Annotated in this window: 15 protein-coding genes; 11 read left to right on the top strand and 4 right to left on the bottom strand. The window is 32.9% G+C overall.

Going from position 1 to position 21513, the window contains the following annotated elements:
- Positions 1 to 183: 183 nt before the first annotated feature.
- The 3 genes from BLT46_RS00185 to BLT46_RS00175 all read right to left on the bottom strand — a co-directional run bounded on the left by BLT46_RS00185 (position 184) and on the right by BLT46_RS00175 (position 3838).
- The gene (locus BLT46_RS00185; RefSeq protein ID WP_090404370.1) at positions 184 to 981 is read right to left on the bottom strand and encodes a porin family protein; all 798 of its coding nucleotides are present in this window, start codon (positions 979 to 981) and stop codon (positions 184 to 186) included.
- 6 nt (positions 982 to 987) lie between these two features.
- Positions 988 to 2079, bottom strand: a complete 1092-nt coding sequence (locus BLT46_RS00180; protein ID WP_245722914.1) for a PCMD domain-containing protein — start codon at positions 2077 to 2079, stop codon at positions 988 to 990.
- A gap of 232 nt (positions 2080 to 2311) precedes the next feature.
- The gene (locus BLT46_RS00175) at positions 2312 to 3838 is read right to left on the bottom strand and encodes a bifunctional GNAT family N-acetyltransferase/carbon-nitrogen hydrolase family protein (RefSeq protein ID WP_090404364.1); all 1527 of its coding nucleotides are present in this window, start codon (positions 3836 to 3838) and stop codon (positions 2312 to 2314) included.
- A 157-nt stretch (positions 3839 to 3995) separates the two neighbouring features.
- Here BLT46_RS00175 and BLT46_RS00170 point away from each other — a divergent pair, with 157 nt between their 5' ends.
- The 9 genes from BLT46_RS00170 to BLT46_RS00130 all read left to right on the top strand — a co-directional run bounded on the left by BLT46_RS00170 (position 3996) and on the right by BLT46_RS00130 (position 15336).
- A complete protein-coding gene (locus BLT46_RS00170) occupies positions 3996 to 4334 on the top strand; it encodes a single-stranded DNA-binding protein (RefSeq protein WP_090404362.1) in 339 nt (112 codons plus the stop codon).
- A gap of 128 nt (positions 4335 to 4462) precedes the next feature.
- Positions 4463 to 5152 (top strand): response regulator transcription factor, encoded by a 690-nt coding sequence (locus tag BLT46_RS00165; RefSeq protein ID WP_090404358.1) that lies wholly within the window; start codon positions 4463 to 4465, stop codon positions 5150 to 5152.
- Positions 5142 to 6500: a HAMP domain-containing sensor histidine kinase gene (locus BLT46_RS00160; protein WP_090404354.1), complete on the top strand. Its 1359-nt coding sequence runs from the start codon at positions 5142 to 5144 to the stop codon at positions 6498 to 6500. Before BLT46_RS00165 ends, BLT46_RS00160 begins: the two co-directional genes overlap by 11 nt.
- Positions 6501 to 6752: 252 nt before the next feature.
- Positions 6753 to 7448, top strand: coding sequence for an MgtC/SapB family protein (locus BLT46_RS00155; RefSeq protein ID WP_090404351.1), 696 nt, complete (start codon positions 6753 to 6755; stop codon positions 7446 to 7448).
- A gap of 18 nt (positions 7449 to 7466) precedes the next feature.
- Positions 7467 to 8864 carry a magnesium transporter gene (mgtE, locus tag BLT46_RS00150; RefSeq protein WP_090404348.1) on the top strand — a complete coding sequence of 466 codons (1398 nt, stop codon included), beginning with the start codon at positions 7467 to 7469 and terminating at the stop codon, positions 8862 to 8864.
- Positions 8865 to 9066: 202 nt separating this feature from the next.
- On the top strand, positions 9067 to 10185 hold the full coding sequence (locus tag BLT46_RS00145) for an efflux RND transporter periplasmic adaptor subunit (RefSeq protein ID WP_090404345.1): 1119 nt from the start codon (positions 9067 to 9069) through the stop codon (positions 10183 to 10185).
- A 19-nt stretch (positions 10186 to 10204) separates the two neighbouring features.
- The gene (locus BLT46_RS00140; protein WP_090404342.1) at positions 10205 to 13315 is read left to right on the top strand and encodes an efflux RND transporter permease subunit; all 3111 of its coding nucleotides are present in this window, start codon (positions 10205 to 10207) and stop codon (positions 13313 to 13315) included.
- 8 nt (positions 13316 to 13323) lie between these two features.
- On the top strand, positions 13324 to 14619 hold the full coding sequence (locus BLT46_RS00135; protein WP_090404339.1) for a TolC family protein: 1296 nt from the start codon (positions 13324 to 13326) through the stop codon (positions 14617 to 14619).
- Between the two features lie 12 nt (positions 14620 to 14631).
- Positions 14632 to 15336: an outer membrane beta-barrel protein gene (locus BLT46_RS00130; protein WP_090404336.1), complete on the top strand. Its 705-nt coding sequence runs from the start codon at positions 14632 to 14634 to the stop codon at positions 15334 to 15336.
- 58 nt (positions 15337 to 15394) lie between these two features.
- Here the strand turns inward: BLT46_RS00130 and BLT46_RS00125 are convergent, their stop codons facing one another.
- The gene (locus BLT46_RS00125; RefSeq protein ID WP_090404333.1) at positions 15395 to 16084 is read right to left on the bottom strand and encodes an HAD family hydrolase; all 690 of its coding nucleotides are present in this window, start codon (positions 16082 to 16084) and stop codon (positions 15395 to 15397) included.
- 290 nt (positions 16085 to 16374) lie between these two features.
- Between BLT46_RS00125 and pafA the strand changes: the two genes are divergently transcribed.
- Positions 16375 to 18027 carry an alkaline phosphatase PafA gene (gene pafA / locus BLT46_RS00120; RefSeq protein WP_090404330.1) on the top strand — a complete coding sequence of 551 codons (1653 nt, stop codon included), beginning with the start codon at positions 16375 to 16377 and terminating at the stop codon, positions 18025 to 18027.
- A gap of 134 nt (positions 18028 to 18161) precedes the next feature.
- On the top strand, positions 18162 to 21086 hold the full coding sequence (locus BLT46_RS00115; protein WP_090404326.1) for a M16 family metallopeptidase: 2925 nt from the start codon (positions 18162 to 18164) through the stop codon (positions 21084 to 21086).
- The last annotated feature ends 427 nt before the right edge of the window (positions 21087 to 21513 follow it).

Here is a 21513-nt window from a genome sequence, read left to right as displayed (position 1 = left end):
ATGAATTGATAAATATCAGTAGGGAATCAATAATTCAAACCTTATGAGTGTTGGTTTTATTGAGGTTTTATTGTGAAACAAGTTCAGAAACATTATTAAATACCTAAAAAAATAAGAATAAACGAACAAGGGACTAAGCAAAATACTTAATCCCTTGTTGGTATTGTGTTAAATGAATTTGAGTTAGAACGTATAACCGAAGCCCATATTTAGGTAAATGTTATACATTGAAAAAGAAATAGCATCAAAGCTATTTTCAAAAAGAGGATTAAGCCCCCAGTTTAGATCAGCAAATAGTTTAAAATGTTTGTTCATTTTATACTCACCTCCCAACTGAGTTCCCCACTGAAACCTATTTAAGTTGTTAGAGAAGTTGTAATACCCTTTGTCTTCATCTTCAAAAGGAACAATATCCCCAATAGGGGTTCCTTCTCTTAATACTCCATCATAAACATATCCATTAAAATCTTTGTCAATCAATCCAGAGAAGTAAAAACCTCCATACACGTTCCAGTTTTCAGTGGCATTAAATACTACAAGTACTGGAAAAGTAACATAAGAGTTTTTCATATTTGTTTTTACATTTCCAGTAAAATAACCTTTTGTCTGTTTACCGTGATCTTCATCAATTTGTGTGTAATAGTTTTTTACCCTTGCATCGGTTTTCATTCCTCTCCCTTCAAAACGAATTCCAGTACGTATTCCCCATTTTTGTTGGTCTGTAAACCACTTGGTAGTATTAGCTTCTAAACCAATTTGTAATGTAGGGTTATAGCTGTTTATTTCTCTAATTTGTGCAGGCATTCCCAGCGGACTACTTCCTCCGATACTAAATTGAGCACGAACTTGGTATGTGATATTCTTATCAAAGAACGCTTTAAAATTTGAAAGCTGTTGTTGTTCTTCTTGAGCTAAAGCAGGTTGTATTGTTAAAAAAATAGAACTTGCCAGCAACGCGATATATAGTTTAATATTTTTCATTGTATTTTATTTATTGTCGTAAACAAGTTCAATTTCATCAACAATCAAGGTACTTCCTATTGCACCAGTAAACTCATCACCTTCAATGCTGGATGTCATAACAATAGCGAGAACATAGCTTTTTGTAGGATCAAATTTTTTACCATTTACAAATTCGAACGGAACCTCAAATTCAGTCCATTTATCTGTTTCTATGCGTTGTTCTTGCGGTACACGGGCGATAGCTACATTTCTTGGATCTTTAAACTTATGAGTACCATCTAAATAATTTTCTTTATCACGACTTTCAAATAAGATAGCATAAATATCAAAGTAATCTTTTTTACCAGTTACAGGGTTAAAATATTTATCAGTAACGACATCTCCAGCTTTATATTTAAAGAAACCTCTTAAAGATTTTGGCATATCTCCTTCATAAGGTAGTCCAAAACGAGTCGATTTAAGAGGTCTGGATATTCCTGCAAATTGAAAACTTCCAATGAAAAGGTTTCCTGCAGCAATAGGGCTCTTTGTAAACTCTGCTATTGGTGAGGTATAAACTGTTTGCATGTTAACAGCAAGACCACCATTTCTACCAGGAGCAGTAGTTGTAGGATAACTTTCAGGAGGAAGATTTCCAGCGATTGTTACATAACCAGCGTTACCACTATCCCAATCATATATTTTTTCTCCATTAGAGCCGTATTCAAAAAAACGATAGTATCGATTATTATTTGTTAGTTCTGCATTGTTGAATGTGTAGCTTGTACTTAATTCATCAGTAGTAAAACTCACTAAATATGTTTTTTTCCAAGTTGGGTCTTGTGCTGTAATTGTAACTTTCTGAGCATTACTAAAGTCCCTTGTTGTGCCATTAGGAGGATCCATAGTTGCATTAGGAGATATAATGAAAAAAGGAGATTGTTTTCTCAAGTCAGTGTTGGATTTGACTTTAAATTCAATCGATGTATTCGTTATAATAGGATCTGTTTTTAAATATTCTGAAGGAATATAAGCTTCAAGAATATCCGCATTCGTATCTAACTCTTCGTCTTTATAACAACTACCCATCACAAGAGCAGCCATAAATAAAGAAGAGATTATAAGTATTTTTCTCATGAAGTGATATTTTTAGTGAGGATTAGTGTTGACAAGTTTCCTGCCAAATTTTAAACAGCTGTAAATATAATAGTTATGTGTTTAAAGGTAGAAGTATTCTCTTTGTTTTTTCACGATTATTCTTGAGAATAGAAGATATTTACTAAAAAGTAAATGCAATAAAGTGTTTGGACATAAAAAACCGGATTAGGAATTATCTTAATCCGGTTCTTTTACTTTAAAAATAATGAAGTTATTTTAACTTATTGATTTGGTAAAGATCTAAACGTCTGTCTTTTTTAATTTTTACACTTCCATGCTCATGTAATTCTTTAAGTAAATCCACATCCACATCCACGATTAACGTCATTTCTGTATTAGGTGTTGCTTCAGCTTTTACTCCATTTGTAGGGAAAGCAAAGTCAGAAGGAGTTAATACTGCAGCTTGAGCAAACTGTATGTCCATGTTGTTTACTTTAGGTAAGTTACCAACACAACCTGCAATAGCAACATAACACTCATTTTCAATAGCTCTTGCAGCAGCACAGTTCCTTACACGCGTATAACCATTCTGTGTATCTGTTAAGAAAGGAACGAAAAGGATGTCCATTCCTTGATCAGAAAGTAAACGAGAGAGTTCAGGGAATTCAACATCATAACAAATCATAATACCAATTTTACCACAATCAGTATCAAAAGTTTGAATTTTAGAACCACCTGTCATTCCCCAATGGTGTACTTCGTTTGGAGTAATATGTATTTTAGCATACATTTCGTATGTACCATCTCTTTTACATAAGAACCCTACATTGTATAGAGTACCATCGATTAGATAAGGCATACTACCTGTGATGATATTGATGTTATAAGAAATAGCAAACTCTTGGAATTTCTTTCTAATGTCATCAGTATAACGAGCTAATTCGCGGATAGCATCAGCTTCAGATAAGTGATTGTAGTCTGCCATTAGCGGAGCCGTGAAAAGCTCTGGGAACATAGCAAAATCACTTTCGTAATCAGAAACAGCATTAATAAAGAACTCTGCTTGATCAAAGAATTCTTGTAGGTCATTAAATGGTCTCATTTGCCATTGAATAAGCCCCAGTCTAATAACACTTTTCTTAGCATTAATTAACTGTACATCTTTCTCGTAATAGATATTATTCCATTCTAATAAAACAGCATATTCTTTAGAACTGACATCTCCTTCTAAATAATTACGCATTAAACGAACCATGTGGAAATCATTTGCCAACTGGAAAGACATTACAGGGTCGTGTATTTCTTTTTTTCTAACCTTGTCTAAATATTGTTTAGGCGTTAATTCTGCAGCATATTTAGAGTAAGTAGGAATACGTCCTGCAAAAATAATTGACTTTAAGTTCAATTGTTCACACATTTCTTTCCTTGCGTCATATAAACGTCTTCCAAGTCTTAAACCTCTATATTTAGGATGTATGAATACGTCAATCCCATATAAAACACTTCCTTCAGGATTATGAGTATTGAAAGTTGAGAATCCGGTGATCTGATCATACGTATGGGCAGACATAGCCTGCTTTTCATCAATGATTAGTGATAAAGCTGAGCCAACAACAACACCGTCAACTAATACAACTAATTGTCCTTCTGGAAAAACTTTTAATAATTGCTCGATTTCATCTTTATTCCAATAAGAATCTTCCAGTCCTTTATAAGACTCTAACATAGATTTCTTTAATTCGAGATAATCGTCAATTTGTAAAGTTCTTAACTCTACTTTATTGATAGTAGTTTCCATATTTACTTTTTTTTGTAATGTACAAATTATACAAAAGCAATATAATTAAAGAAAATATATTAACATTCAAATATTTGTTAAAAAGGGGTGTTATTTTTGATGTAGGTTCTGTTGATTAATAAAAATGATATTCTAAAATTAACAAAACCAAAAAATTATGAGTTCACTAAAAAATCGGGTTCAATTAATCGGGCGTGTTGGACAAACACCTGAAGTTAAAGTTTATGGCGAAAATAGAAAAAGGGCTTTTTTCTCCATTGCAATTAATGAGGTTTCATATAATGAAAAAGGAGATAGAATAGAGACAACACAATGGCATGATATAGTTGTTTGGGGAAAGCGAGCAGAAATTGTTGAAAAGTTTGTTGATAAAGGGAGGGAGATTGCTGTAGAAGGTAAGCTAGTTAACCGTAGTTTTGAAGATAAAGATGGTAATAAGCGCTATGTTACCGAAATTGATGTTGCCGAGATTTTATTATTAGGTGGCAGCAAGTAAAGTTTTTATTATTTCTGTTATCGCTCAAGCTACATTATAGCTTGAGCGATTTTTTTATGGTATAAGGTTAATTCTTAAGGGTTTTTTAAAAAAAGAGTTAACTTGTGTCACGAAAAAAATTTCTGGTTTTGAATAAGATATTAGTTATAGAAGATGATTTACGCGTTGCAGAATTATTGCGTCGCAGTCTTGAAGAGCAAAGTTTTGAAGTTGACTTAGCCTATGATGGCTATATGGGAAAGAAATTAGCTTTGCAAAAAGAGTATTGTCTTATTATTACAGATGTAATCCTTCCTAAAATTAACGGGATAGATTTGTGTAAGGACATTAAAAGAGAATTACCTCAAATACCAATAATAATGTTGACAGCTTTAGGAACAACGGATGATAAAGTAGAGGGATTTGATGCTGGAGCAGATGATTATTTAGTAAAACCATTTGAGATAAGAGAGCTATATGTTCGAATAAGAGCCTTGTTAAAGCGTTTTGAGCATTTACAAACAGCAGAATCAAATGTGTTGAAGTATGCTGACTTGGAGTTAGATCTAAATGAGAAGTCTTTTAAACGCGGAGGTGTTGATATTCATCTTACACCTAAAGAGTTTAATTTACTCCAATATATGATGGAGAATCCAGAGAGAGTTTTGTCAAGAACTGAAATATCAGAGAAAGTTTGGGATACTCATTTTGATACAGGAACGAACTTTATTGATGTTTATATTAACTATTTACGCAAGAAAATAGAAACAGATCCGACTAATAAAATTATTCATACTAAGTCAGGTATGGGGTTTATCTTAAAAGGCAATGAAAATTAAAGGAAAACTTACTTTATGGTTTACTCTGTTAGTAGCTACAATACTTTTAGTCTTTGTAGCTGTTGTTTATTGGTCTTCTTCCAAAAATAGAGAAGTAGAGTTTTTCGAAGTTTTAGAAAAAGAAGGAATTACAAAGGCGAAGCTTTTTTTTGAAGCAGAAGTTAATCCTTCAACCTTACATAAGATTTATCGTTTTAACAGTGAAGTTATCAATGAAGTTGAGGTTGCAATTTATGACTTAGACTTTAATTTGTTATATCACGATGCAGAAGAGATTGATAGGGTAAAAGAAACGAAGTCAATGATAGACAAAATAGTGTCTCAGAAGAGAGTACATTATTTTCAAGGTGATTGGCAAGTTATTGGTATGGTTTATTCTTATAATGGTAAGGACTATGTACTAACAGCAACAGCTTTAGATGAATATGGTTATGTAAAAATGCACAACTTGTTTTTGACCATTACCTTGTTAACTATTGTGTCGTTAATTGTTATTTATATCTGTGGAGGATTATTTGCTGATCGTGTATTATTACCAATTAAAGTAATGAATAAAGAGGTTAATAATATAACAGCTACGAATTTAGATCTTCGCATAAGTACAGAAAAGAACAAAGATGAATTAGGAGCTTTAGCGAATAACTTTAATGTAATGTTGGATCGTTTAGAAAGGTCGTTTGATGCTCAAAAACAGTTTGTTTCTAATATATCTCACGAGTTGCGTACACCTTTAGCGGCAATAATAGCAGAACTTGAATTAGCCTTGGTAAAAGAACAGAAGGCAGATGCTTATGTAAGAACAATCGAAAATGCCTTAGCAGACTCTAAAAAGATTGTTCGATTATCGAATAGTTTACTTGATTTTGCAAAGGCCAGTTATGATCCAACAGAGATTGTTTTTAAATCAGTTCGAATGGATGAGGTTGTTTTAGATGCTTGTCAGAAATTACAAAAAAGTAATCCAACGTATAAGTTTAATTTTATCATTGATGAAAATATTGACAGTGAAGAGATGGTTTCTATTAATGGGAATAGTTACTTATTAGAGGTTGCTATAATGAATTTGTTGGAAAATGCGTGTAAGTTTTCTAAAGATCAACAATGTAAAATATCTATTTCAAATATTGAAAATAAGTTAAGAATAGTAGTTTCAGATAATGGCATAGGAATGAGTAGGGAAGATTTGGATCATATTTTTACCCCTTTTTATCGGGGAGAAAATGGCAAACTCATTGAAGGTAATGGAATAGGACTTTCTTTAACTCATAAAATTATAGGGTTACATCAAGGGGTAATAGATGTACAATCACAAGTAAACAAAGGAACAACGTTTACAATTACAATTTAAATCACTTTTAAGCTATATTAAGGCACTCTTCAACAGAGTGTCTTTTTTTGTTTTTATAGAATTCTAATAAGATTCTAATTTTTTTCTAAAAGCTTTCTAATAGCCATCAGGGGGTTAATCTTCTACTTTTGCCAAGTCAAAAAAAATAGAAATTATGGAGGTAGAGTCCTTTATTAAGACGAGTGAAAGTTAAACTTTCTTTCTGATTCTCATAGTACAATGATAATTAAGAAAGAATAAAAAGTTGTTATTATGTTGATTTCAGTATTTATAGGAAGATTAGCGTTAGCCTTTTTTTTAGGGGCTTTGATAGGCGCGGAGAGACAGGTAAGACAGAAAAGTGCAGGTTTAAGAACGAATACATTAGTGTGTATAGGAGCAGCAGGATTTGTATTGATGTCTTATCAAATAGGCGGAACTGCAGTAGGTAGAGTAGCATCTTATGTTGTGAGTGGAATAGGTTTTTTAGGCGCTGGAGTCATTATGAAAGATGGTTTTAGCATAAGAGGACTCAATACAGCTGCTACAATTTGGTGTTCAGCCTCAGTAGGGTCTATGTGTGGAGTAGGATTGTGGCAAGAGGCAATTGTAATGGCTGTTTTAATTGTAAGTGCTCATTTATTGCTACGACCAATTGGGACATTGATGAACAAGATGTCGTTTGAAAGTGATATAGATTCATCAGAAGTTCATTATGAAATCGTAGTTGGGTGTAAAGAGGAGGTTGAGAATCACATTCGAGTGATGGTTTTAGAAAGTTTGAAAAAACAAAAGGATTTGCAGTTGAGATCTTTAAAAAGTACTGATAATGGTAATCCTGCTTTTTCATATCTCAAATTTGAGATCTATTGCTTAGGACGAAAAGACGATATTTTAGAAAAAGTAACCAGTAAAGTTTCTCTGGAATATGGTGTTTCTGAAGTGACTTGGGAATTAACTACTTACTAACCTTTAAAACTGAATGTGATGAGATTATATAAAAATGAAAAAGGAACATTGAGAAAAATGGCTCAAGATTTTCAAGGAATAGATCAAATGATGCTGATGGTGCCTGTATTGAAAAAGATGCCAACAGTAGATGTTAGTGAAGCAATTAGTTTAATGGAAAATAAAGACTTATTGATTTTATTCAATGAGTTCAGTAAGCAAGAACAAGGAGAAATATTTGCAGAGTTTCCATTGGTTAAGCAATTATCTTTTTTTCAACAAGTGAGTAAAAAGTTGTTTTCAAAGATTTTTGAAGAAATGCCTTCTGATGCAAGAGCCGATTTGTTTCAGTTATTAACACAACAAGAACAAGTCGATTTATTACCTTTTTTAAATAAGAAGATTAGAGAAGATGTATTGGCATTGAGTTCTTATCCAGCAGATACAGCAGGAGGAATTATGATTACTGATTTTGCTACAGTTTCTAAGAATATGAGTTGTTTCGAAGCAATTCAAAAAGTAAGAAGAGATGCTCCCTCAAAAAAGACAATTTACTATGTGTACGTTGTCAATGAAGATCAAACTTTAGTAGGCTTTATAACTTTAAAAGATTTGATAATTGCAGAGCCAGATGTGTTGGTTGAAGAAGAGTTACACAGTGATTTTATTTTCGGGTACGTGAGTGAGTCAAGTGAGAGTATAGCAAAGAAAATTGACAAATATGAGCTTGTAGCCTTACCAATTATCAATGATAAGAACCAATTAGTAGGTATAGTTACACACGATGAAGCGATAGATGTTATTCAAGCAGAACATACTGAAGATATGGAGCGTTTTATGGGAATTATGAGTAGTAATGAAGAAGTGGACTATAATGATACAACCATCTTTGGGCACTTCAAGAAACGTGTAGTGTGGTTAGTTACTTTAGCAATAGTAGGAATAATTTCTGGATTAATTATTCACAGTTATGAAGGGGCATTAGCACAAATGATGATACTTGCTTTATATATGCCTATGGTTGCCGATACAGGAGGAAATGCGGGGAGTCAATCAGCAACAGTTATCATTAGAGCATTGGCATTAGGACAAGTAACATTAAAGTCTTGGGTAAAGGTTTTGTGGAAAGAAACAAGAATAGCATTAATGCTTTCAGTTTGTTTAGGATTATTAGCATTTGCAAAAGTTGTTTTCTTGAGTTGGGAGACTGAAATACCAGCAGCCTATTCTTTAGTTAGTATTGGTGGGGTAATTGCTTTAGCACTTTCATTTCAAGTAATTTCATCTACAATTATTGGAGCAACATTGCCTTTAATAGTAAGAAAATTTGGAGGAGACCCAGCAGTTGTTGCGAGTCCAGCAATTACAACAATAGTTGATATATCAGGCTTGTTAATTTATTTCAGTTTAGCAGCCTACTTCTTTAATTTAAAATAGCATAATTATTGTAGTTGTGAATAAAAATATAAACGGATGAAAAAAGCACGATTTAGATGTGATTTGTCTTCAGAAGGCTAATTATTCTTAAAAAGGTGATGGATATTCAAGGATACCTCCTTGTTTTTGAGTAATTTTAATGTCGTTTTAAGATTGATATTAAAAAATAAGTAAAATTAAATACAAATAAAAAACAAACATAATGGCTAAGACATTGAAACTTGCTGGTATTTTAGGAGTAAGTGTATTACTAAGCTTTTGTTCAGATAAGAAAGAACAAACAGGTGATACAGCCCAATACAGCGTAGAGAATCAGGTTATCTCCTTGACAGAAAACTCAAATTTAAGAAGTAGAATAAAAACTGATCTTGTTTCAGAAGAGCAATTCACTTTTGATTTGGTTACTGCAGGAATAGTTAAGGCTATTCCAAACCATTATGCAGAGATAGCATCTCCCTTTTCAGGTAGAATAGTAAAGTCTTTTATCAAGTTAGGACAAAAAGTAAGTATAAATACACCTTTATTTGAGGTTTCTTCTCCGGATTATTTTGAAGCTCAAAAAGATTATTTTGATTCAAAACAAGAGTTTAAGCAGGCAGCATTGAACTTAAAGAGACAAGAAGACTTGTTGAAGAATGGTGTAGGAGTTAGACAGGAATTTGAAGAGTCTGAAACGGAATATTCAATTGCTAAAGCTGCATTTGATAATGCTAAAGCTGCATTGGCAATTTATAATGTAGATGGAAATTCTCTGGTATTAGGACAGGCATTAACTGTTCGTTCTCCAATCAATGGAGAAGTTCTTGAAAACAATATTGTATTAGGACAATATATTAATGACGATGCAGATCCAGTTGTGAAAATTGCTTCGTTGAGTAAAATATGGATTGTTGGTAAAATAAAAGAGAAGGATATTCAGCATTTAACAAAGCTAAACAAGGTACAAGTTGAATTGGCTGCTTATCCTAATCAACCTATGGAAGGTATTATTTATCACGTGAATGAAATCGTTGATGAAGAAACAAGAAGTATTGACGTATTAATTGAGGTAGATAACGAAAAGCGTATTCTTAAACCAGGAATGTATGTGAACGTACGTTTTATTGATCAACCAGAGGAAGTAATTCTTATTCCATCAAGAGCTGTATTACAAGGAGAGGATGATTCTTTCGTTTTTGTAAAAGTAGATACAGATAAATACAAAAAGAAGAAAATTGTAATAGGAGGAGTGTCTGGAGATAAAACAGTGATTTTATCAGGATTAGAAAAAGGAGATGAAGTTGTAAGTGAAGGAGGAATTTACTTACCTCAATCTTATTAATTTATAAAGGAGCGCAGTAATGAAGAAGAATATAATTGACATCGCTATCCACAAGAGATGGCTTGTCGCTGCATTGTTTGTGTTGCTTTGTATTTTTGGATATTATTCTTGGAAACAGTTGTCTGTTGAAGCATATCCAGATATCGCAGATACAACATCACAAGTAGTAACGCAAGTACCAGGATTAGCAGCAGAGGAAATAGAATTGCAAATCACTATTCCAATTGAACGAGCTTTGAATGGGATGCCAGGTATGCACGTAATGCGTAGTAATAGTACTTTTGGTTTATCTATGATTACCATTGTTTTTGAAGATGGTATTGAAGACTATTTTGCAAGACAACGTATTCAAGAACGACTAAATGATGTAGAACTTCCATATGATGCAACACCAGAGCTTGACCCGTTAACGTCTCCAATTGGTGAGGTATATCGTTATATTATTGAAGGAGATGGACATAGTTTACGTGAGTTAACAGATATACAGAACTTCGTAATTATTCCAAAGTTAAATCAAGTACCTGGCGTAGCTGAGGTTACTAATTTTGGAGGGGTTACAACACAATTTCAAATTGAATTAGATCCGCATAAATTAGAACAATACGGATTGTCTTTAAGTGATGTAACTGAGACAATTGAGGAGAACAACGTAAATGCAGGAGGAAGTGTATTAACAAGAGGTGATTTAGGTTATGTAGTTCGTGGTATAGGATTAGTGAAAGACCTTGAAGATCTTGGTAAAATTGTTGTAAAGGCAGAGAATGGTATTCCTGTGTTTTTAAATGATTTAGGTCGTTTAAAGTATGGTAATGTTGAAAGAAAAGGTGTTTTAGGATATACAGATAGAGAACGCGATTACTCAGATAGTATTGAGGGAATTGTATTGCTTTTGAAAGGAGAGAACCCTTCTGTTGTATTAGAAAAAATACATGTTTATGTAGATGAACTGAATAATGGGTTATTACCAGAAGGAGTTAAGATACATACGTTTTTAGATAGAACAGATTTAGTAGATACAACTTTACATACGGTATCAACAACTTTGATTGAGGGGATTAGTTTAGTTGTTATTGTATTAATTGTATTCTTAGGAAGTTGGAGAGGAGCTTTATTAGTAGCTATTACTATTCCAATTTCATTGCTGTTTGCATTTATTATGATGCATTTCACTAATATTCCAGCAAACTTATTGTCTTTAGGAGCAATTGACTTTGGTATTATTGTCGATGGTGCAATTGTAATGATGGAGTCCATTCTGAAGAAGAGGGAAGATAATCCGAAAGAGGAATTAAAAGAGAAATCAATTGCAGAGCGAACAAAAGAGGTTGCTAAACCAATTTTCTTTGCTACGTTGATTATTATTACAGCTTATTTACCATTATTTGCTTTTGAACGTGTTGAAAAGAAATTGTTTACACCAATGGCATTTACAGTGGGGTATGCTTTAATTGGGGCATTATTAGTTGCACTAATTTTAATTCCTGGATTAGCTTATGCTGTTTATAGAAAGCCAAGAAAGATATATCACAATAAATGGTTAGAGAAGTTAACAGCTCTATATCACAATCGAATTATTAAGATTGTTGATAAACCGAAACAGGTTTTCGCCCCTTTATTAGTTGTCCTTGCAATTACTGTAGGATTAAGTATGAAGGTAGGAAAAGACTTCTTACCACCTTTAGATGAAGGTTCTATATGGTTACAAGTAACACTTCCTCCAGGTATTTCATTAGAAAAATCAAAAGAGCTAAGTGATACATTACGAGCGAGAACTATGAAATATGATGAGGTTACTTATATTATGGTTCAAGCGGGAAGAAATGATGATGGTACAGATCCATTTACACCTTCTCACTTCGAGTGTTCTGTCGGGATAAAACCTTACAAAGAATGGCCTCGCGGAAAAACAAAAGAAGATTTAATTGAAGAGCTTGCGGCAGAATATGAATCATTACCTGGGTTTACAGTTGGTTTTGCACAACCAATGATTGACGGGGTAATGGATAAAATATCTGGGGCTCACAGTGAATTAGTGGTTAAAGTTTATGGTGAAGATTTCCATGAAACAAGACGTATTGCTAATGAAGTGTTAGGAACATTGAAAACAGTAGATGGAGCAGTTGATTTAGCTATCGACCAAGAGCCGCCATTGCCACAATTACAGATTCATGCAAATAGAGATAAAATTGCTCAGTATGGATTAAACGTTTCAGACGTAGCAGAGTTAATTGAGGTAGCAATTGGAGGTAAAGCAATTTCTCAAATCTTTATTGGAAACAAGGTTTATGATATTAGCGCGAGATATACAGAAGAGAGTAGAAACACCCCTGAGAAGATTGCTAACTTAATGTTGACATCAAGTACAGGAGCTAAGATTCCACTTTCACAAGTTGCTGATGTTAAAACAAGTACAGGAGAAAGTACAATTACAAGAGAGATGAATAGACGTCATTTAACTGTTAAGTTAAACGTGCGTAATCGTGATTTAGCATCATTGTTGAAAGAAGCACACCAAAAGATTGAAGAGAATGTAACTTATGATCACGAGAAGTTTCATATCGAATGGGGAGGACAGTTTGAAAACCAAAACCGTGCTTATAGCCGTTTAGCTGTAATTATCCCATTGACTTTGTGTTTGATGTTTGTATTGTTATACGGTGCTTTTGGTCAGTTTAGACAAGCAGGATTATTGATGATTGTTGTACCATTAGCTTTATTTGGTGGTATGTTAGCTCTGAATGTTAGAGGAATGTCTTTAAACGTTTCTTCTGCAGTAGGGTTTATTGCTCTATTTGGTGTGGCTATTCAAAATGGGGTAATTATGATCTCCCACATCAATGATTTGCGAAGAAAAGGAACAGCATTGAAAGAAGCAGTTTTACTTGGGGCAGAACAGCGTTTTAGACCCGTATTAATGACTGCTACGGTAGCTGTATTAGGGTTATTCCCAGCTTCTTTGGCAACAGGAATTGGTTCTGACGTTCAACGTCCATTGGCAACAGTAATTGTTTATGGATTGTTGTTTGCAACTATCTTGACACTATTTGTTTTACCAGCTCTATATTATTTAGTAGAGCGTAAATGGGGGAAAGACAGTGATTTTACAGAAGAGGCAATGGAAGAAAATTAGTATCAGATATGAAAGTTTTTAAAAAATATATACAAGCAAGTTTATTAATGGTTTTTTGTAGTGGAGCGGCTTTTGCACAGCTCCACACAGAAGAACATCCAAATAAAAGTGTGCTAACTTACCAAGAGTTTTTGAGTAAGATGGCAGCAAATAATTTAAGTTATGCTGCGGAGAAATATAATATTGATATTGCTGAGGCTGAGGTACAAGCAGCAAAAGTCTTTCCTGATCCAGAATTAAGCTTTGGCTGGGTAGATAATCAGCAGAAACGTATGCAAATGGGGTATGGTTTTGAAGCAGAATTGTCTTGGGATCTTGAATTAGGAGGAAAGAGAAAAGCGAGAAAGAACTTAGCAAAAGACCAAAAGGTATTAGCAGAGCTTGAATTACAAGAATTTTTTCAAACGCTTCGTGCAGAATCTACAATTGCATTCTTAGAAACATTGCAAAACAAGATGCTTTTTGATATTCAAAAGGATTCTTATGAATCAATGTTACAAGTGGCTAAATCGGATAGTATTCGTTATTCTTTAGGACAAATTAGTAAAGTAGATGCTATTCAAAGTAAATTGGAAGCTAAGTCTATGTGGAATGATTTACAAGATGCAGATGATACTTGGGAGAATAGTCTTGTTGAAATTAGAAATATTATCAGTGCAAGTAGAAATGATTCAGTTTACATTCCCAAAGGTGAGTTTAATAAATTTGACCGTTTGTTTGATTTAAATGAATTGATTATTACTGCACAAAACAATAGAGCTGACTTCTTAGTTGCTCGTCAAAATAAAGTTGTGGCTGGTAGACAAGTTTCTTTAGCAAGAGCAGAACGTGTAATTGACTTAGGGTTAAATGTAGGAGTAGAAAACAATTCATTTGTTAAAAATGCAGTTGCTCCAACACCTGGTAATACTGCTGTTAAAGCAGGGATTTCTATTCCACTTAAGTTTTCTAATCGAAAAGATGCTGGGTTAAAAACAGCGTTATATGAAGAAAGACAAGCAGATTTAGAATATAATGCTATTGAGTTAGAACTTGAAAAAGAGATAACGCAGGCTTATAGAAATTACTTGACAAAACAAAAGCAAATCTTCCGATTTGAAAATGGTATGTTAAGCGAATCTAAGGAAGTTTTTGAAGGGATTAAATACAGCTATCAACGAGGAGCAAGTAGTTTATTGGAAGTGTTAGATGCACAACGTACTTATAACGAAACACAACAGGCGTATGCAGAAACATTATTTGGTTATGCAGAAGCGTTAGTGGAGTTAGAGAAAGCAGTAGGTATTTGGGACATTGATTTTTAAGAGAAGTAAGTTATGAGAAATCTAATATTAAGTTTTTGTGTATTAGCAGGAATAACAACTGTAAGTGCTCAAAATATAAATGATGAAGTAAAAGGACGTACCACATTTGCTGTGAAAGCAGGGTGGTTACAATCAACTTTAAAAGGTAGTGATATTGATTATTTAGCAATCGATGGCAAAGTAGATGCTCGTAATAATTTTTTTGCGGGTGTAAGTGTAGATAATTGTGTAGGTAAATACTTTGGATTGAAACACGAGTTGTTTTATCAAAATCACGGTACTGGTTTTAATAGAGAGATCGAAGATGAGGTAATCAGTGCAAAGTTAGAAATGCATAGTTTGCGTTTAAACCCAATCAGTGCTGTATTTAAAGTAGAAGGACTACAAGTATATGTAGGTCCATATGTAAATATGTTATTAAATTCATCTATTACAGCTATTGATGAGGAAGGAAATACTTATAAAGATCATTCTATTTTTGGAGGTATTGACGATGATCAAGAAGATAGTAAGTATTTGCAAAAAATGGACTACGGTATTGTTGCAGGTATAGAATATCAATTCAAGTTTGGACTACTTGTAGGAGCTAACTTCTCAAGGGGTTTTGCAAGTTTATTTGATAATGCTAATACATTTGGTGTAGAAGAAAATACTGGAATGTATGACAAGAAAATCTACAATCAAAACTTCGGTGTTTTTGTAGGATATAAATTTTAGGTAAGTTGTTAGAATTAAAAAAAGGGCAATCTCAATTCGTTGAGGTTGCCCTTTTCTATTATAAAAGGATATCTTTAACTTCAGACAACTTTTTAATTGTTGTGAAGTTTGGATGATTTATTTCGTGGTCAATGTGTTCGTGTAACCAAGTTGTATGAAATGGCACGTGAACTGCGTGTCCTCCTAATTCCAATACAGGTAATACATCTGAACGCAATGAGTTACCAATCATAATAAACTCTTCAGGTTGAATATCTAATCTTCCTAATAATTTTTGATAGTCAATCTCTTCTTTATCAGTCATTACTTCAATATGATGAAAATATGGACCTAAACCAGAATGGTGTAGTTTTCTATGTTGGTCTTTCAAATCACCTTTGGTAGCAACAACTAATTTATATTTAGACTTTAACTCCTCTAAAACGTCTTCAACTTCATCAATTAACTCGATAGGTTTAGTTAAAAGCTCTTTTCCAATGATAATTATTCTATCAATGACCTTTTGGTTAACTGTACCTTTAGATATTTTGTAAGCAGACTCTATCATTGAAAGAGTAAATCCCTTAATCCCATAACCATATAATGGGAGGTTGTCTATTTGAGTTTTAAATAACACTTGAGAAATACTCTGATGAGTTAAGAAATCTTCCATTAAGATACAAAACTGTTTCTCCGCTTCGTTAAAATAGGGCTCATTGACCCATAGTGTATCGTCAGCGTCAAAAGCTACTACTTTAATTGATTTCATCTATTAATATTTATGTATGTTTAATCACAAAGGTACAGATATTATAGCGTTTACACTTATCTATAATGCTTTTAGTGCTGTGTTATTTATATAACTTACCATTATTGTTTACTTGATAACATTAAATTAATATATCTTATGGTGTAAAGAATTACTTTGGTGTTGTTTCAATAAAAAGTTGATAAAACTAACTTTTTATTGAAATTATGATAGAAACGGACTGGAGTTTGATAGTTTTGTATAATCAAGAAAAGAAACACTTATCACAATAATATAAATTGAGTTTACAGATGAATTTAAAAACAACTTTATTTGCAGCTATTGGTTGCATATTTTCACTTTCTGCAGTAGCAAATGAAACGTTACCAAAGCCCAAATTAGTAGTTGGTGTTGTAGTTGACCAAATGAGATGGGACTACTTATACCGTTATTATGATCGCTATTCTGACAATGGATTTAAGCGTTTGTTGAATGAAGGATTTTCAAGTGAAAATACTTATATAGACTATGTTCCTACTTACACTGCAATCGGACATAGTACAATCTATACAGGGAGTGTGCCTGCTATTCATGGTATTGCTGGTAATGACTTTATCATCCAAGCTACAGGTGAAAGTATGTATTGTACACAAGATGATAATGTACAAGGAGTTGGTGGTGGAGCAGGAAAGATTGGTAAACAATCACCTAAGAACTTATTAGTTTCTACTGTGACTGACCAATTAAGATTAGCAACTAATTTTAAATCGAAAGTAATAGGTATTGCAATTAAAGACCGTGGAGGTATTCTTCCTGCAGGACATTTTGCTAATGCTGCTTATTGGTTAGACGGTACAACTGGAGATTGGATTACGAGTACATATTATATGAAAGACCTGCCTAAATGGGTTAATTCTTTCAACAAACAAAAGTTAGCTGATAAATACTTTAAGAATGGATGGAATACGTTATATCCGATTGATTCTTATGTGTTAAGTACGGCTGATGATAATTTATATGAGGAGCCTTTTAAAGGAGAAGAGAAACCTGTATTCCCACGTAATTTAGTGCAATTAAAAAAGGACAATGGTTATGATTTAATCAAAGCGACTCCTTTTGGTAATAGTTTAACTTTAGATTTTGCAAAAGCAGCAATTGAAAGTGAGAGAATGGGGGCCAATGTCGATGGAGCAACTGACTTTTTAGCTGTTAGTTTGTCTTCAACAGATTATGTAGGACACCAATTTGCAATTAATTCTATTGAAGTAGAAGATACTTATTTAAGACTTGATGCAGATATTGCTTCTTTCTTAACTTACCTTGATGAGAAAGTAGGAAAAGGTAATTATACTTTCTTTTTGACTGCTGATCATGGTGCTGCACATAACCCTAAATATTTTGCAGATCAAAAAGGTAATGCTGGTTATTTTAATACAGTAGAAGCAAAGAAAGTATTAAACGAAAAGTTACAAACTAAATTCAAACACGAAGGAATTATCAAAAGTTTGACAAACTATCAAGTACACTTAAACAATGCTTTAATTGAAAAAGAAGGTCTTGATGAAGAAGATATAAGAGAATTCATTGTAAGAGAGTTTAAAAAGATTGAAGGCATTGCTTTTGTAACTGATATGGATAAAGCAGCAACAGCGAGTATTCCACAGAAGATCAGAGAACGTATTGTAAATGGTTATAATATTAAGAGAAGTGGTGTAATTCAATATATTTTAGAGCCACAATGGTTTAGTGGTAAAAAAGATGGAAAAGGTACTACACACGGTACTTGGGGATCTTATGATGCACATATTCCAGCTGTTTTTATGGGTTGGGGTGTTAAACCAGGTAAAACTTTACGTGAAACACATATGACAGATATTGCACCTACAATTGCTGAGATATTGAAAATAGAAGTGCCTAATGGAAATATAGGAACTCCAATTCACGAAGCTGTTGAAGTAAAATAAGAATAATTATTACTATAGTTGAAACCCACATATTGATAAAATATGTGGGTTTTTTAATTAAAATGAGTTTAAATTATCTCAGATACAATTTTATTTTTAGCTTTGGTAATTACTTACAAAAAACACCAAGGTATATGAAAAAAAGGTATTTACTTTTTGGTTTTATATTTTCTATGAGTGCTTCTTTACAAGCTCAATATAAAACTGTTACAAAGAAAGATGCAAACGGATTTACATATGAATACGTTGAAAATGACCCATCAAAGGCAAGAGTTTATACATTAGGTAATGGACTAAAGGTTTATTTAGCTCAAAATCACGATGAACCACGTATTCAAACTTATATACCTGTTAGAACGGGATCTAATAATGACCCTGAAGATAGTACTGGTTTAGCTCACTACTTAGAGCATATGGTATTTAAGGGAACTTCTAAATTAGGAACTGTAAATTGGGAAGTAGAAAAAGAGTTGTTAAAACAAATTTCTGATCTATATGAGCAACACAAAGCAGAAACAGATCCAGAAAAGAAAAAAGAACTTTATAAAAAGATAGATGCTATTTCTAAAACGGCATCTCAATATGCTGTTGCAAATGAGTATGATAAAGCAGTTGCTTCAATTGGAGCATCAGGAACAAATGCTCATACTTGGTTTGATGAAACAGTATATAAAAATGTTATCCCATCTAATGAATTAGAGAAATTCTTAATTGTTGAAAGAGAGCGTTTTTCTGAATTAGTATTGCGTTTATTCCATACGGAATTAGAAGCAGTATATGAAGAATTTAACAGAGGACAAGATAATGATTATTGGGCTTCACACGAGGCTATGATGTCTTTATTATTTCCAGAATCTCACTACGGTACACAAACTACTATCGGTACTTCTGAGCACTTGAAAAACCCTTCAATGGTTGCAATCCACAATTATTTTAACCAATACTATGTTCCTAATAATATGGCGGTAGTATTAGTAGGTGATTTGGAATTTGAACCTACAATTAAGTTGGTAAATGCTTATTTCGGTTCTATGAAAAAAGCAGTACAACCTACTGAGTATGTAGCGCAAGAAAAACCATTAACTAAGATTCAAGTTAAAGATATTTATAGCCCACAAAGCGAGCGTGTTGAAATTGGTTTCCGTTTAGGAGGAGTTAAAACACAAGATGCTGTTTACTTGAACTTAATTGATATGTTGTTAAGCAACGGTCAAGCTGGGTTAATTGACTTAGATATTAACCAAAAACAAAAAGCATTATATGCCGGAAGTTCTCCAATGGTTATGAAGGACTATTCTGTTCACCAATTAACAGGTATGCCAAATGAAGGACAGACTGTAGAAGAGGTGAAAGACTTGTTGTTAGGTGAGATTGAGAAATTAAAAAGAGGAGAGTTTGACGAATGGTTGTTAGAAGCTGTAGTTAATGAATTCCGTAAAAACTCAATGCAAGCTTTAGAGAGTAATGATGCAATGGCAACTGAAATGTACCAAGCTTTTATTCATGGAAGAACTTGGGAAGAAGCTGTTTCTGATTTAGAAAGAATGTCTAAAGTGACGAAGCAAGATGTAGTTGACTTTGTGAATAAAAATTACGCAGATAACTATGTTGTTATTTACAAGCGTCAAGGCGAGAATAAAGACTTAGTACGTGTTGAAAATCCTGGTATTACACCAATTGACTTAAATAGAGATAGTGAATCTAAATTTTATTCAGAATTTAAAGCTATCGGAGTTGAAGAGATTAAACCTGTATTTGTAGATTTTGATTCTGCTATTAAAAAGGATAAAATAGGAAAAGTAGGAGGAAAATTATATTCTATTAAGAATACAACAAATGATCTTGCTACGGTAACTTATATTACTCCAATTGGATCAGATAATGACAAAAAATTATCGTTAGCAATTAGCTATTTAGATTATTTGGGAACAAGTAAATACTCTGCTGCAGATATTAAGAAAGAGTTTTATAAATTGGGTGTTGAGTACAGTTTAAATACAGGTACAGATAAAACATATATTACAATAAAAGGACTTAAAGAAAACATTCCTGCAGGTATTAAATTGTTAGAGCATTTGGTTACTGATGCTAAAGCTGATGCAGACGCTTATGCTAATATGGTAGACCAAATTTTAAAAGCTCGTTTTGATGCAAAATCAAGCAAGGGAGGAATTCAAAGAGCGTTAAATAGCTATATTGTTTCTAACGGTGAGTTAAGTAGATTTAAAGATATCTTAAGCGAAAAAGAACTTAAGGAGATCAAACCAGAAGAGTTAGCTTCATTAGTACGAGGATTTTTTGATTACAATCAAGATGTTTTCTACTACGGAAACGATTTGAAAAACACACAAAAGGCTATTGTAGAGAACCATAACTTAGGAAAAGGTAAAAAAGTACCTGCTGCTAAAGTATACGCTGAGCCAGCTACAGACGGAACATTGTATTTTGCTCCTTACGATATGGTACAAGCTGAAATTTCTTATAGAGGTAGAGAACATAAATTTGATAAAAACTTATTAGCTACAAGTAATGTGTTTAATAACTATTTCGGAGGAGGAATGGCTTCTGTTGTTTTCCAAGAAATTCGTGAGTCTAAATCATTAGCTTATTCTGCATATGCATATTATATGAATGCAGGTAAAGCTGATAAACACAACTACGTAATGGCTTACGTAGGTACACAAGCAAACAAATTGCCTCAAGCTGTTGATGCAATGATGGAGTTGATGAATGATATGCCACAAGCAGAGAATCAATTTGAAAATGCTAAAAACTCTGTATTGAAAAGTATCGCTACACAACGTTATACAAAAGCACAAATCTTCTACTATTGGTTGTCTTTACAAGAAAAAGGAATTGATTATGATATCAACAAAGATATCTTTGGTCAAGTAGAAAAAATGTCAATGACAGATTTAGTAGATTTCTTTAATAAATACGTAAAAGGTAAATCGTTTAACGTTGGTTTATTAGGTAAGAAAGAAAATCTTGACTGGGAAGCTGTTAAGAAAATGGGTAATGTAAAAGAGTTGAGTTTAGAAGACTTATTCGGATACTAAGATTCGTTTAAATAAATATAATCCCCTAAGGAGTTAAAAACTCTTTAGGGGATTTTTTATGTTTATAGGTGAAAGTCAAATATTACATAGAAAGAGTTAGAAAGACTATGAGTACAATAGACTGAAGATAAGTAGAAAGCGGCAAAGCATTATTTTTTTTATGGTTATTGTTGCTTTAAGCAAGCTTTGGATAGGTACTAAAGGATTTTGTTCAAGACAAGTTTATAATTTCTATAGATGTAGGCACTTCTATTACTGGTATATTATAAATAGAAGTAGTAAGGAGGAGAAGATAGCTTTGATGAAGTCTTAATAGGGTATAAGCTGGTATTTGAAAGAGTAAGAATAACCTGTTTAATTAAGCATAGCAAAAAAAATATTGCAACTGACTGTTACCTATTGTATTAATGTCTTTTTAAACATTGAG

The sequence above is a fragment of the Myroides phaeus genome, from assembly GCF_900099675.1.
Taxonomy (GTDB): domain Bacteria; phylum Bacteroidota; class Bacteroidia; order Flavobacteriales; family Flavobacteriaceae; genus Flavobacterium; species Flavobacterium phaeum.
This window is presented reverse-complemented; position numbering and strand designations above follow the sequence as displayed.